The sequence below is a fragment of the Crystallibacter permensis genome (assembly GCF_025960875.1).
Classification (GTDB): Bacteria; Actinomycetota; Actinomycetes; order Actinomycetales; family Micrococcaceae; genus Crystallibacter; species Crystallibacter permensis.
Genome location: NZ_JAODLR010000003.1, coordinates 17054 through 29906 on the forward strand (window position 1 = coordinate 17054; position 12853 = coordinate 29906).

Consider the following 12853-nt stretch of genomic DNA (forward strand, 5'->3'; position numbering starts at 1 on the left):
AAGGTGCAGACTGGGGCCAGCACGTACCGCATGAACGCCCTTGGGCTGTTCATCCAAGACTTGATGGAGGATTCATGCCTGAGGCAGCACCGGATTTTGATTTGGCCGTGATCGGTTCCGGCGGCGGTGCCTTCGCCGCCGCCATCCGGGCCACCAACCTGGGCAAGCGGGTCGTGATGATCGAACGCTCCACGGTGGGCGGGACCTGTGTGAACACCGGCTGCGTTCCCTCCAAGGCCCTGCTGGCCGCCGCCGAAGCCCGGCACGTCGCGTTGGACGCATCCGGAAGATTCCCCGGGATCAGCACTTCGGCCGCCCCGGTGGACATGGGCGCACTGATCGACGGTAAACGCTCTTTGGTTGAGGGCATGCGCGCGGGTAAGTACGTGGATCTGGCCGCCGAGTATGGGTGGGACCTGCGTCAGGGTACCGCGGTGTTCGCCGGCACCCCGGAGGAACCGGTCCTGGAGATCAACGGACCTGACGGGGCCCGCGATTCCGTGACTGCTGCCCATTATCTGGTCGCGACCGGTTCGGCCCCGTGGGCGCCCCCGTTGCCGGGACTGGATGAGGTTGACTACCTGACCTCGACCACCGCCATGGAACTGGATGAGGTGCCCGAGTCCCTGATCGTCTTCGGCGGCGGGTACGTTGCCCTGGAACAGGCCCAGCTTTTTGCCCGCCTCGGATCAAAAGTGACCGTGCTGGTCCGCTCCCGGCTTGCCTCGCGCGAGGAACCGGAAGCATCCCGCGCGTTGATGGGTGTCTTCGCCGACGAGGGCATCCGTGTGGTCCGCCGCGCAGCCGTGACATCGGTCCGGACAGATCCCGCCGGGGCAGAAGTGACTGTTACCGCCACGGTGGCTGGGGGCCAGGAGGAGTTCCGGGCCGCGAAGCTGATGGTGGCCACCGGGCGCCGCGCCGTCACTGACGGGTTGAATCTGGACGCCGTCGGCGTTAAAACCGGCGATACCGGCCAGATCCTGGTCGAGAACACCCTGGCCAGCTCCAATCCCAGGATCTGGGCCGCAGGGGATGTGACCGGGCACCGGGAATTCGTTTACGTAGCGTCCGCCCACGGGACCCTGATGGTGGAGAACGCTTTCAACAACGCTGGCCGCCGGGTCGACTACCGGCACCTGCCCCGGGTGACGTTCACCAGCCCGGCGCTGGCCGCGGTCGGCATGACCGACAAGGAGGCGAATGAAGCGGGCATCCGGTGTGAATGCCGGGTCCTGCCCCTGGAATACGTTCCGCGTGCACTGGTGAACCGGGACACCCGCGGTTTCATCAAAATCGTCGCCGAGAACAGCGCCGGCCGCATTGTCGGGATCACCGCAGTCGGCAAGGAAGCCGGGGATCTGGCAGCTGCCGGGGTGTACATCCTGGAAGCCGGCATGACTGTGGAGCAGGTCGCGAACCTCTGGTCCCCGTACCTGACCATGGCCGAAGGGATCAAAATCGCCGCGCAATCCTTCACCACCGACGTCTCCAAACTCTCCTGCTGCGCCTCCTGACCGCAGAAGGCCCCAATCCCCATCTGAAGGAAACAACGATGCCGAACAACGTCAGCCAGGTCACCGACCGCCTCGCCTCCGCCGAAACCGGCATGCAGCCCTGGCTGTGGCTGCCGCTGCTGAAACTCGTCTCACTGGGCGATTCGGTCGATGTGAGTGACCTCACCACTGCCACCGGGCGGCCCGCCGCGGACGTCCGGGCCGCCCTTGCGGCTATGACCGATGCCGAGTACGACGGATCAGGCCGGATCGTCGGCATGGGATTGACCCAGCGCCCGACCAGGCACCGCTTCGAAGTGGACGGCGAACAGCTCTACACCTGGTGCGCGCTGGACACCCTGATCTTCCCTACCCTTCTGGGCGCCTCCGCACGGATCGAATCCGCCTATGACTCCGCCAGCACCCCCGTGCGTCTGCATGCCGGCAGCTCCGGGGTCACCGATGTTGAACCGGCCACCGCAGTCGTGTCCCTGATCAAGCCGAACGACATCAGTTCTGTGCGCACTTCTTTCTGCAACCAGGTCCATTTCTTCGCCTCACCCTCAGAAGCCGAACCTTGGCTCAGGGCCCATCCCGAGGGCACCGTGATCCCCGTGAAGGACGCGTACCGGCTCGCTTCGGACATGGCCGGAAAAATGCTCGCCGAAAGCGAAGCGCAAATCACCCGAAAACCAGGGAACCGGGTGCACAACTGCAACTGCTGACAAGGCGCACCCCGGGCACCACAGTATGCGCCGAAAAGACGTTTGACGAGAAGAACCCGAAAGATCAAGCCAATCTGAAGGAGATCACCGTGAACGAACATTTCGATGTTGCCGTACTTGGCATGGGTCCCGGCGGTGAGGTCGCCGCAGACCGCCTGCTGAAGGCAGGAAAGAAAGTCGTCATCTTCGAGCGGGAACTGATCGGCGGGGAGTGCGCATACTGGGCCTGCATCCCGTCCAAAACGGTCCTGCGGCCGCCGGAGGCACGCGCGGAGGTACAAAAAGCCGCCGGCGTCAGCGGCGCCGAACTGGACTGGGAAGAATCGGCTAAATACCGGGACCACATGATCCGGAACCTGGACGACAAAGCCCAGGTGGACGGTTATGCGAAGCACGGGGCGGAGGTCGTCAAGGAAGAGGCACGGCTGACCGGGCCGCGCCGGATCCGCGCCGGAGGCCGGGACATCACCGCCGAGCACATCATCATCGCCACCGGGGCCGACGCGGTGATACCTCCCCTGGAAGGCATCGAACAGATCACCGCATGGACCAACCGGGAGACCTACACCGCCTCGACCCTGCCCGGGCGGGCGGTGATCATCGGCGGCAGCGCGGTCGGGGTTGAAACCGCGACGTTCCTGGCACGCTTCGGCGTCAAAGTCACACTGGTCCACCGCGGACAGCGGCTGATCGACCGGGAAGATCCTCGCGTCGGGGAACTGGCCCACACCTACCTTCAGGAAGCCGGCGTCAGCGTCCGCCTCGGCGCAACCGCTGCCCACGCCAGGCACGAGGGCGCAGACAGCATCATCAGACTCAAGAAAGCGGACGGCGAAGATGGCGGCGAAGTCGCCGCCGACGTCGTGATCTTCGGCACCGGTCGAAAGCCACGCACCGAAGGCCTGGGCTTTGAACATTCCGGAATCAGTCTGGGGGATCGCGGCGAAGTGCTGGTCGATGAGAACTGCCGCGCCGCGGAGAACATCTGGGCCATCGGGGACGTCACAGGCATCATGCCGTTCACCCACGTGGCCAAATACCAGGGAAGAATCGCCGCCGACGCCATTCTCGGCCAGCCCCGTGCCGCCACCTATGACGGCATACCGCGTGTAGTGTTCGCCGACCCCGAAATCGCTGCCGCCGGGCTGACCGTCCGCCAGGCACAACAACGCGGACACCGGGTTGCCTCGGCCGAGCTGGACCTCGCCAACGCCATCGCCCGGCCCTGGACCTACGAGAAAGATCCGCGCGGACACTTAGGCCTGCTGGCCGATCCGGACCGGAAAATCCTCATCGGCGCCTGGGCAGTCGGGCCGATGGCCGGCGAATGGATCCATCAGGCTTCCCTGGCCATCCGGGCCCAGATACCCGTCGACACCCTCCTGGACCAGGTCGCACAATTCCCCACCTACCACGAGGCCTACCACGCTGCCCTGGAAAAACTGGACCTCTGACTTCCCTTCCGTACCTGCGGTGTGGCCGCCGCAGGTACGAGCGGGTACACATCGAGGGGGAAGGGACTGGTGTAGGCAACAGGATCGAAGACGCAGCCGGCAGCCTGCCGGGCAGACACCGGTTCAGGTGCCACAAGTTACGGCACGGCACGGCCACTTGGATCGGAACTCGTGGGGCCTCAGGATGTGCTTCTTCCTTGCACGGCCTGGTCATCAGGCCCATGCTCGCCGAAAAGCGGGAGGACAGCCCTACCCGGTGATGCGCAGCCGCTCCGGCAGCTTGGCCTTGCCTGCGGCGCCGACCGCTTCGCCCAATGCCCGGCCCTTGGTCTTCTCGGGACGTGCCGGGGACTTGTGCACCAGGCGTGACCCGGCACGGGAGGACGGGGATCCGATCAGCCGCGTGTGGTCGCCGTTGCGCATCCAATACGGGGTTGCCGCGAGCAACGGGGCGTTCTCGATGACTGCGGTGGCGTCGAAGGTTTCCCAGGGCGTGAAGGGGTAGTCGCCGAGCAGTTCGCGGGATGCCCACTTGCCTGGGCCTTTGGCGTCGTTGAGGGCGAAGTCGGCGCGCAGCGTGAAGAAGGCTTCGCTCATCAGGTGCCTGCCGGGAAACCATTCCTCCCAGTTGGCGACGCCGATGCGTGAGGCCGGGGAGTCTTCGCCGGTGCCGGGGAAGGAGCGCAGTACTTCGGCCAGGGTGCGGTAGATGCCGGCGCGCGGGTCCTTGCCTCCGGCCGTGCGGTCCGGGTGCGGTGCGGCGACGAACAGGACGGTCAGGCCGGAGGTTTCCAGCGGCCGTTCGGTCATCAGCTGCGCCCACTTGCGGACCTTGTTCTTGAACGAGTCGCCGGTGGTCGCGGTGAGTTCGACCGCGATGCGCAGTCCGTCCGCGCGTACCAGGACGCCGTCCGCGCGGCGCTGATAGGTCTCCGGCAGTTTCTTGCCGAGGCCCGAACCGGCCAGCAGATCGACGGTCGCGTACTTCTCCCCGAGCACCGCGCCCAAAGGCAGATACTCGGCTGCGCGCAGGCACAGCTCGGTGGCCAGCACGTTGTGCCGGTCGTGCAGTCCGACGTTCGACCATTCGGTGCCGCCGGTAACGGAGAGTTCCTCGGGCCAGGTCAGCCGGGGGCGGATGAGGTTCTCGAAGGCGTCCGGGTGGGCCGGCCGGTAAAGTGCGCCGCGCCGGGAGGTCCGGATGGCCAGTGGGTCACGGAAAGTGCCAATGTCCATCAGCCCGAGGGCGAAGGAAGCGGCAACGGTGGAGCCGTTCTCATCCGCGAGGTAGCTGCGCCCGGTGATGGCTGCCATCTGCTCGGCGGTGACCGTGCGCCAAGAATCAAGCACGGCCCAACAGGCGAGCTTCTCCTTCCAGTTGTAGCCGTGCATCAGCTTTTCCAAAGCCTCATCCTGGTTCAGCTGCATCTCTTTGCGAAGACCGGCGGTCGCATCACCGGCGCGCTGACGTGCCATCGCTGCAGTCGTCCAAACCGCTTGCGAGCCGGGAGCCCAGAGGCGGTCCCAGTACGGATCGCGGCGCATGTCGGCAGCCAGCTTGGGATCGGGACAGGCCGAAGGAATCATCTCCGCGTGCAGTACGCCTTCGGGTTCGCGGCGGAACGGTGCAACGGCGGAAACTTTGCGCCCGTCGAGGGCAGTGGTGGTCATCAGGCTGCCGCCTCCGTGTATCCCTGGGCCGCCGGGTAGGAGGCCATGTTCGCTTCGAAGTTGGGCAGCTTCACGATGAATGCTGACTGCCGCTTCTGGTCGACTTCGGAGCGGATGACGACGTGGAAGGGTTCGAGGAACTGGATGTCTTCCTGCGTCCATTCGCCGTGGCCGCCGAGGTTGGCGGCGATCTCCTGGGCGGTGCCGACGTCGGTCTGGGAGAACGAGATCAGTGTCGCGTAGGTGAGGAAGTTGGAGCGCAGCTGCGGGCCCAGCTGCTCGGGCCGCTGCGTCGCCAGGATGGCGCGGATGCCGTAGGAGCGGCCCTGGTCGCGGATCCATCCGATCACCTCGGGGCTGGAGCCGGAGAGCAGTGAAAGTTCGTCGGCGAAGATGGTCACGTACCGCTGCTGTTCGAGCCAGCCGGAGGTCAGGCGCTTGAGTGCGTTCTGCAGCGAGAACATCAGCAGCGACGAGATGGCGTGGTTGACGGAGTCGTCCAGGACGGCGCCGGTAGCGGACGTGCCGGTGTTGATGATGACCGACTTGTGGCCTTCGATGATCTGGTCCCAGGTGACCTTACGGCGCGAGGGCGACCACCACTGTTCGAGGGCGAGCAGGTCCTCGATCTTGGAGAACGGGGCTTCGACCAGGCCGGCACGTTTCGACGGGGTGGTGCCGTCGTATAGGAACGCGATGGCGGCCCAGCCGGCTTCGATGACCGGGTCGGGGTTGCCGCGTTCGCGCAGCTTCACTGAGCGCGCCTTGATGCCTTCGGCGAGTTCGACGCCGACTTTGTCGGAGCGGCCGGCGAGCAGCAGGTAGGCGTAGTACATCGGCGACATGCCGGTGCGGATGACTGCCGGGTCGCGGCCTTCGATGGATTCGATGAGTTCGTCGTTGACGGCCAGCGCCGCGGTGAGCACCGCCTTCAGGGTGGTGGACGAGCGGTAGCCGATGGCGTCTTTGCCGAATGTGTAGGTCATCGCGTTGGTGAAGAAGAGCGCCTTCTCTTCGTTGCTGCCGGGGACGGCGAACAGGTCGATGCCCGGGGTGTCCGGGTCGGCGACGTCGATGACGAGCGTGCGGTCGCCCATGTTGTGCGCCCAAGCTTGGTATTTTGCGACGCCGTCGCCTTTTGACTCGAACGCGATGAGCGTGTTGTTGCGCCCGGGGTAGCCGGGCCGGCCGCACGGTGCCACGCGCTCCAGGCAGTTCCAGCCGAACAATGTGCGGGTAACCACGCTCTTCCCTGACCCGGGTTTGCCGACGATAGCCGTACCAAATAATTGCGCAGGCGCGGAGAGATACGCGCTACCGTCCTGGTTGGTGCCGATGAGCGGACCGATGCCCTGCAGCATTGCCGGCGGGGTGGCGCGTTCGCGCGAGACTGTCTCGCCGGAGATGGCGCCGGCGTGCGGGGAGACCATCCCGACGATGACGGTGGGGCCGACCAGGAACACATCGGGGGCGAACGGGTAGTCGCCGTCGAACGCCTTGATGTGTTTCTCGATGGTCTTCTTCTCGCCGCCCTCGTTGATGGTCCGCTTGATCGTCTCTTCCTTGTGCGGCGGCCGCGGTTTCCTCCTGCGGTGCGGCGGCGGCGGGAACCCGGCGGCCGATAGTTTGGCGCGCAGCTTCACCTCGGGGGAGCGCATCCGGCCGGTGAGCCCGGCGATGCCGGTGATGAGCAGGAGCCCGGCGACGGCGAACAACGACGGAGCCGTGGAGGCGGGCAGGCCGAGCGGGATCTGCGGCAGGCCGAAGATGGTCGCGGCCGCGAGCAGCAGGCCGGCCGGGACGCCGAGCCAGGAGCTGTGCTTCGTCTTTGGGAAGCGCACGTCGGTGTCCAGGTCGAAGCCCGGCATGCCGGAGGTGAACTGGCCCAGCAGCGCGCGGACTTCGTCCTGGCTGGCGCCACCGGCGGTCACCGAGATCATGATCGCGCTCGGCGAGTAGGAGTGGTGCTGCGGGTTGGCGTTGCCCAGCCGGTAGTTGTGCCACTTGGTGTGGTGCTTGCGCTCCTTGCCGGACGGCTTGCGGATGGACGCGGCGACCCAGGAGCCCTCGGGCATCGTGTTGGCCAGCAGCTTCGGGAACTCGGACGGGTCGATGCCGTTCTGGGTTTCGCGCAGCACCGGCGACGGGCGGAAGGTCAGCGTTCCGATGACCGGGGTGTCGCCCAGATCCTCCGGCAGCTGCGTCTCCTCGGACTTCGCGCCCACCGTGTGCGCCAGCGCCAGGGCCGCTTTCGACCGGGCGGCTTCGGCCGGCATGATCACGTATCCGTTGAGCCCGGACTTCTCCCGCCGGGTCAGCAGCGTCGTCGTGCCGTACTGGGTTGCGGCCGAGGCGAAGGTGTTCGCCCGCTGCATGAAGGTGGTCGGATTGGTGTCGATCCCGCCGGCGCGGGCCATCCGGAAAATGCGCTGTTCCATACCCTTGAACATGCGTAGACGACGCTCCCGTGGCACTCAGGCCCAGGACCGGTGATTTGCGGCCTGAAATCCGCTGAGATTTCGGATACGGACCCTGCAAATCCCCGGAAGCCGGTTATCGGCGGCTCCCGACCCCTTCAGTAGGCATTTCTCTGTCATCACGTGCAGCGGCCGCGAGGACCTACTTCACCTTGCCGGGGGCGGTCCCGGCCTGGTCATCTTGGGTATCTGATCTTGTGTGTGCGGCCGGGGCGGCGGGCGGAGGGGTTGGCGCGGACTTTGTCCGGGATTTTCTCCCAGTTGTACAACCTGTCAATCGTCCAGCCTGCAGCTGGGCACCCTGTAAAGCATGAAGCTTATCTGTACGGCTACGCCAGGACAATGATGAATCATCGCCTGCCCCTGACCTTTGCTTCGCAGAAGCTCAGGACCGTAAGGGCGGCTGCGCCGCGGGAGTCGGTGGGTCCGGCCGCAAGCGGCCTTGATGTGTGGGTTGGTGTCCGGCCGCCCGGCTGTCGGTTGCTGCGCAACGCTCCGTGCCGTGCGTCCTGGCGGGGGTGCGTGTCGGCCAAGACGGGGTCGATGAAGAGGGTGCAGTATTGCACGGGGCAGTGGTCAGCTTGTGCATGAATGTGCACTTGGGAGATGTGGCCTTCGGCCATGAAGGAGCGGGGTCGTCTCATCGACGACCGGACCGGTCTGCGACCCGGATGACGGATAGGCTGCCCATCAAGCAGCATCCTCTCCGGCAGGGCGGAGCCCTGCACAGCGACCAGCCAACGTTCAGCCAGACGATAAGGGAACGAACAGCGTCCCCTGCCGCGCAGCGGCATCCACCACGAGCAGGCCAGGGACCTGCAGCAACACCCGGCTAGGCACCCACCCTGCGGCGAAGCCGCAAGACACCATGAAGCACCGCACTACGTGCGGCGCAAATGTCCCACAGGCTGCGGGAGATTCCCCATCAAGAGTGCAACAAGCCGTTGCACTAATCGGGGCACTAAAAGTGCCACAAGCCGTGGCACCTTCGGGATCACCCAATGGTCCAAAGTTCTCTGGACAATTCGAGAAGGACGCCAATAGTCCAGACACCGTCTGGACAAATAGAGCCACGCCAATCGTGCAGACACTCTCTGCACAAAGAGGCTCCGCTAGTTGCGCAGCAGGCCGCTGCCCGAATCAACGCGAAGCCCGAGACAACAACAGGCACGGCCAGCAAGGAGCCAAAGCAACCAAGAAGCATCCATGCGGCGCAGCCGCACGTCATACGCACAGCAAACCGGGGAGTGAAACGAAAAGGGAAACGAAGCGGGACCGCCCGCGCAGCGGGCTGGAAAGCGGAACGTCACCATGCAGGGGAGGCGTCACGATGCACGGGGTCACCAAAGCGACGGGAGCGCCAGCGACCAAAGCGAAGGAGACCCGGCGGCGCAGCCGCCAGTTCACCACAAAGGACAACCGAGACGAAGACGACACGACACCAAGGTGAACGCATCGGGACCCGGACAGCAACACGGAACGGTTCGCTTTCGGGTGAGGCGCGCCAGCGCCGAACCCTCTTAACATATGGGCCACCGCTGCATTCGGCTGACAAAAATTTCCCGATGGCCCGGCCGTAGCTCCCGTTCGGTTTCCGTACTCGGTCCTGCGGCTATCGCCGTCGTCCGGCCCGCGCGTTCGCTTGGCCTGGGCTTGCGGCTACCGCCGGCCTGCCGGATGGCTTAGGGCAGGTGGCTGCCGGCGGGGACAGGTTCTCCCGTCAGCATCACCGGCGCATCGCAAAAGCTATCTTCGGTGAACTGCAGGGTGGGGTCGGTGGAAATCGGATCGAGCATCCAGTGCGTGATCGACTCCCACTCGTCCGAATAGACGTCGTAGGGCGAATCAAACTGCAGTGTGGCCCCGGGCTTAAGCGAGATGTGGAATGGCCGCAGCTCACCTGGCGCGGTCTTGTACTTGTACTCGGGCCGGAATTCGGCTGCGCGTTCACCGTCACGGTCGATTCCAATGACGGCTACCGAATTCCAAAGGTAGGCTTCGACGGCGGCAACGGTGTCATTGGTCAGATGCCCGGAGACTTCCACCATCCGTGTGGCTTCCGAGTCGCCTTCGGCGATCACATTGACGTCTTCCAGGATCAGGGTTGCCTGACCGGCCGGGCATGAAAGCTCCGGCCAGTCGTCATACTCAAGCGGGTCCGGATCATCAGCCGGAGCGGCAGGCTCCTCGAAAGGAGCGGAACCAGGCTGCGGCGCATTCGGCGTGGGGAGCGGCGGCTGAAATTGTTCAGGCTGTTGCTCTGCTGGTGGAGCGGGAGCCGGCGTTTGCAGCTCGGGTCGGGCAGCCAGCTGGGACTCCTCGGGCGTCGGGGTCTCGTTCTTCTCTGTAGCTGATGCAGCGGGAGGCGGCGAGGTCGGAGCCTTGACCGATGTTTGCGCCGCCTGGTTATTCGCCGAGTCGTCCGGGCCGGTCAGCCAGATCAGACCCAATGCAAGTGCAACGGCAACCGCGACGGCCAGGATGCCAAGCATCGCGAGCTCAATCCGGCTCATTTTCCCCATGCCTTGGATTGTAGACTCCCGTGGCGCAACCGGTAGGTCCCATCACAGCATCCTCTTTGACAGCGGCTACCGCCGGGTGTTTCCGTTCTTGGCCGCGCTGACCCCCGAGCGAAAGTCGTCCACGGATTCGACGCTGACCTCGTACTGATTCCCGGAGTGCAGGAGGATCCGCGCCTGCGGGCCGCAGGCAATGAAGCCTCGGTGGTCTTTGCCCAGATGTCGGTACCCGTACCCGAGGGTCGGAAAGTAGGACCGGTCGATGGACTCATTATCGCCGAGGAAGATCCGGGTGCGGAAGCCTGAGCTGGAGAGTGCTACCTCATCTGCCGTGACGATTGCCTTCGCCTTCACATGCGGCGCCGCGACGAAGATGCCGGCACCGAGGCCATGACAATAAGCATCGCGATCAGCTGCACGGTTGATGACTCATCGGACGGCAGAATGAGTCCCAGGAATCCTGAGCCCGCGGTGAGTATGCCGACGGTCCAATGAATGAACGTCACGGTGGAATCGGCGTTTGCCGTTCGGTTCGAGATAAACTCGAAATGTTGCATCTGATGAGACTGGCAACATCAAGCCCCGGCCGGAGCTTCACCGATCCCGGTCCCTCATTTTGGTACAAACGGGATCGGCAGTACGTGCCGCTCATGGCGGCAATTGGCCGACGGCGCCATATTAACTCTGGCCACAGTCTGTCGCCAGATTGCCGGAGGCGAGACCCTTCAGCTCTCCTTTCGGCCAAGTACCGGAGTATGTGAGGCTGAGTGACACCTGTGGCCCACATCTAATCGTGTCAGCTGCCGGCCACAGGCCACTCTTTGCTCTAAGCGCTTACGGGTTCCTTGGTCACCCAAACTTCGTCAACGGAGGTGACGCTGACCCTGAAGTTGCCGATCATCAAATCGACGCTGAAGGTGCCGGCGCTCTTGCCCTGGGTCCGCAGGTCGCTGAACCTTAGCTCTCGCAGCTCACCCATGATCACCGTGCCGTCCTCGACAGCCGTGATGCCGCGTCCCAGTTTCCTGGCCGTCAACTGGCCGGCCGCGATCTTGTCCGAAATCGAGGGGTCAAACTTCATGCTGGTACGTTCCTTCTGCAGTAGGTGCCTAACCCTACTAAACCTACAGATAAGAATGCGCAAGTAGGCATCTATGGAGAGAGCGTCTAATTTGCTGAAGGCGGTTGGCCAGGTCATGTCCTTTCCACAGCAGCCCGACAATCGCGACCTGAGTGTCCCAGGGATAGCACGGCAACCGTACGGCCCGAGTCCGTTGTTTCATTTGGGCTATGGCAACACTCGGGGCGAAATTTAACTATCACTCTTAGGCGCTGGCGTCGGCTTTCCAATCCCATCGCCTAGGGAAATTGGTGGAGAGGGTCAGGCCGCTCATAAGAGCAAATAGCACCACACACCTCAGGTACTATTCCCGCATGCGCTGTACCAGTTTGAGTGGCCCGATGCTAGGATTTGCCTAGCGTCTAAACGCTTCATCATCCGCGCCTTAGCTGGGGGAAAAATGTCAGGCCATCAGTCTCATCCTGCCCAAATTCAGTATAGGAAGTGGGTTCCGACGGCATCCTTCTGGATTACCGCGAGCATCCTCTTCCTCCTGTTGGTCCTGTTTTCCTTTGCCGCCGGGTTAGGGGGATTCGGCGTATTCCTTACTCTGCTGGGCATTATTTCCCTCATTACCGGGCTCTTTGCGCTGATCTTCAAACGCAGGTCCTGGATTGGATTGCAAAATCGAAAGGGCGCGAAGACGACCATTTGGAGCGGGGTTGTTGTTCTTGTCGTCGGGCTAGCTATTTCCGGTACTTCAGCCACAGCGGTCAATGAAGACGAGCCATTCGCAACGGCGACGGCGACTCCGTCGCCGAGTGCCAGCAGCATTGCCTTGACCTCCTGCGACGACGAAGATATGCGGCGCGGATTCCAATCGGAAATCTTCTTCTGCACTGAGGACGAGGACGGAGTCCTCGTGTGGATGGATCGGGATTCGCACGACACGATCGTTGCTGACCGCGCAGCAGAGGCAGCAGAGCTAAAGGCGAAGGAAGAAGCGGCGAAGAAGGCCGCTGCTGAGAAGAAGGCCGAGGAAGAGGCAGCGAAGAAGGAAGCGGCTGAGAAGAAGGCCAACGAAGAAGCAGCGAAGAAGGAAGCGGCTGAGAAGAAGGCTCAGGAAGAAGCTGACCGGCAAGCTGAGGCCGAGCGGCAGGCCGAGGCCGACCGCCAGGCTGAAGAAGCCCGAAGGCTAGCTGAAGAGCAGGCACAGCAGGAAGCAGAGCCGTTCGTACCTGCTCCCGCACCAGCCCCTGCAGCACCTGCTGGCGGATTTGAGAACTGTTCAGCCGCTCGGGCGGCTGGAGCGGCCCCCGTTTACGCCGGGCAACCTGGCTATGGGTCCCACCTTGACCGCGACGGGGACGGAATCGGCTGCGATAACGGCTGACCTGCCTACCGTTCAAGTAGCTGCCTCCTGATGTGCAATAGCCATCGGGAGGCAGCAG

At 64.0% G+C, this 12853-nt stretch carries 10 protein-coding genes; 4 read left to right on the forward strand and 6 right to left on the reverse strand.

Annotated elements, in window-relative coordinates:
* Nucleotides 1-74 precede the first annotated feature (74 nt).
* The 3 genes from merA (at nucleotide 75) to B0G38_RS04235 (ending at nucleotide 3675) form a co-directional block, all read left to right on the forward strand.
* Nucleotides 75-1517, forward strand: a complete 1443-nt coding sequence (gene merA / locus B0G38_RS04225) for a mercury(II) reductase (protein ID WP_264668293.1) — start codon at nucleotides 75-77, stop codon at nucleotides 1515-1517.
* Nucleotides 1518-1555: 38 nt separating this feature from the next.
* Nucleotides 1556-2221 (forward strand): organomercurial lyase MerB, encoded by a 666-nt coding sequence (gene merB / locus B0G38_RS04230; protein WP_264668294.1) that lies wholly within the window; start codon nucleotides 1556-1558, stop codon nucleotides 2219-2221.
* Nucleotides 2222-2310: 89 nt separating this feature from the next.
* The gene (locus B0G38_RS04235; RefSeq protein ID WP_264668295.1) at nucleotides 2311-3675 is read left to right on the forward strand and encodes a dihydrolipoyl dehydrogenase family protein; all 1365 of its coding nucleotides are present in this window, start codon (nucleotides 2311-2313) and stop codon (nucleotides 3673-3675) included.
* A gap of 249 nt (nucleotides 3676-3924) precedes the next feature.
* On the opposite strand, the gene B0G38_RS04240 is transcribed toward B0G38_RS04235, so the two are convergent.
* The 6 genes from B0G38_RS04240 to B0G38_RS04265 form a co-directional block, all read right to left on the reverse strand.
* On the reverse strand, nucleotides 3925-5346 hold the full coding sequence (locus B0G38_RS04240; protein WP_264668296.1) for a hypothetical protein: 1422 nt from the start codon (nucleotides 5344-5346) through the stop codon (nucleotides 3925-3927).
* A complete protein-coding gene (locus tag B0G38_RS04245; RefSeq protein WP_264668297.1) occupies nucleotides 5346-7784 on the reverse strand; it encodes a type IV secretory system conjugative DNA transfer family protein in 2439 nt (812 codons plus the stop codon). The genes B0G38_RS04240 and B0G38_RS04245 overlap by 1 nt, the downstream gene beginning before the upstream one ends.
* Nucleotides 7785-9505: 1721 nt before the next feature.
* Complete coding sequence (locus tag B0G38_RS04250; RefSeq protein WP_264668298.1) at nucleotides 9506-10336, reverse strand: hypothetical protein; 831 nt, start codon at nucleotides 10334-10336, stop codon at nucleotides 9506-9508.
* A gap of 75 nt (nucleotides 10337-10411) precedes the next feature.
* Nucleotides 10412-10696 (reverse strand): hypothetical protein, encoded by a 285-nt coding sequence (locus B0G38_RS04255; RefSeq protein ID WP_264668299.1) that lies wholly within the window; start codon nucleotides 10694-10696, stop codon nucleotides 10412-10414.
* A complete protein-coding gene (locus B0G38_RS04260) occupies nucleotides 10693-10848 on the reverse strand; it encodes a hypothetical protein (protein ID WP_264668300.1) in 156 nt (51 codons plus the stop codon). Before B0G38_RS04260 ends, B0G38_RS04255 begins: the two co-directional genes overlap by 4 nt.
* 320 nt (nucleotides 10849-11168) lie before the next feature.
* The gene (locus B0G38_RS04265) at nucleotides 11169-11423 is read right to left on the reverse strand and encodes a hypothetical protein (protein WP_264668301.1); all 255 of its coding nucleotides are present in this window, start codon (nucleotides 11421-11423) and stop codon (nucleotides 11169-11171) included.
* Between the two features lie 439 nt (nucleotides 11424-11862).
* Here B0G38_RS04265 and B0G38_RS04270 point away from each other — a divergent pair, with 439 nt between their 5' ends.
* Complete coding sequence (locus B0G38_RS04270; RefSeq protein WP_264668302.1) at nucleotides 11863-12795, forward strand: excalibur calcium-binding domain-containing protein; 933 nt, start codon at nucleotides 11863-11865, stop codon at nucleotides 12793-12795.
* Nucleotides 12796-12853: the final 58 nt, after the last annotated feature.